Consider the following 955-nt stretch of genomic DNA (forward strand, 5'->3'; position numbering starts at 1 on the left):
TCTTGTGGGCAAATGGCGGCCTAACGATTCATTCAAGCCGAACCCGCTTCGTTCCAGCAAAAGGCGGCACTGAAAAGCGTGCCACCTTTTGCCTCCACTACGCAGGTCGGCTTAATTCAGGTGTTAGACCCTTGGGCGACCCTCTTGCGCACCCGCAGAGTGATACTGTAGTGTCACTCCATGCGCACTGAACTCGTCACGACCCTGAAACGGCAGGCTACCGAACTCCTCTCCGATGTGGAGCGGGACAAGGAGCCGATTCTGATCACCCAGCACGGGCTGCCTACTGCCTACTTGGTGGACGTGGAGAGTTACGAGCTCATGCAGCAGCGCATGAGCATCCTCGAGGGTATCGCCCGCGGAGAACAGGCGATTGCTGAGGGGCGTGCCGTTTCCCAAACCCAGGCCAAGAAGCGTCTTGCCAGATGGCTGAAATAGTCTGGTCAGAGCCGGCCCTGAGCGACCTGGACGCTATCGGTGACTACATCGCCTTAGAGAACCCGGCCGCAGCCACAGAGCTTGTGCAACGTGTCTTTGCGCACGTGGAGCAGCTGGCTGACCATCCGGAGAGTGGCAGCCGGCCGCAGGAACTTAAGCGCTCTCGCTACCGCCAGATCGTAGAGCCGCCCTGCCGCGTGTTCTACCGCTACGATGGAAAGACTGTTTTTGTTCTGCACGTCATGCGATCCGAGCGCTTGCTTCGCAGTCGTCAGCTAGGGGCCCGGGCTAAACGGCCAAGGGTCTAACAATTCATTCAAGCCGAACTTGCTTCGTTCCAGCAAAAGCGTGGCAACAAAAGCCTGCCACGCTTTCGCTTCCACTACGCAAGTCGGCTTAATTCAGGTGTTAGCGCGCTGACCGTTTCAGACTGTTACTCGGATAAGCAACGATGATTCTCGGGCTTCGCACAGCAATTTACCCGGTGGCTGATCTGGCGGCAGCAGCGCGCTGGTAC

General features: G+C 58.1%; 2 protein-coding genes. Both read left to right on the top strand.

Annotated elements, in window-relative coordinates:
• Positions 1–180: 180 nt before the first annotated feature.
• Positions 181–438 carry a type II toxin-antitoxin system Phd/YefM family antitoxin gene (locus tag G7B67_RS13180; RefSeq protein ID WP_166213161.1) on the top strand — a complete coding sequence of 86 codons (258 nt, stop codon included), beginning with the start codon at positions 181–183 and terminating at the stop codon, positions 436–438.
• Positions 426–746 (top strand): type II toxin-antitoxin system RelE/ParE family toxin, encoded by a 321-nt coding sequence (locus tag G7B67_RS13185; protein WP_166213163.1) that lies wholly within the window; start codon positions 426–428, stop codon positions 744–746. The genes G7B67_RS13180 and G7B67_RS13185 overlap by 13 nt, the downstream gene beginning before the upstream one ends.
• Positions 747–955 lie beyond the last annotated feature (209 nt).

It is taken from the genome of Cognatiluteimonas telluris (assembly GCF_011320095.1).
GTDB lineage: Bacteria > Pseudomonadota > Gammaproteobacteria > Xanthomonadales > Xanthomonadaceae > Cognatiluteimonas > Cognatiluteimonas telluris.

Bases quoted from the DNA above. Each gene is read 5' to 3' on its own strand.
- G7B67_RS13180 (WP_166213161.1), top strand. From the start codon at position 181: ATGCGCACTGAACTCGTCACGACCCTGAAACGGCAGGCTACCGAACTC.
- G7B67_RS13185 (WP_166213163.1), top strand. From the start codon at position 426: ATGGCTGAAATAGTCTGGTCAGAGCCGGCCCTGAGCGACCTGGACGCT.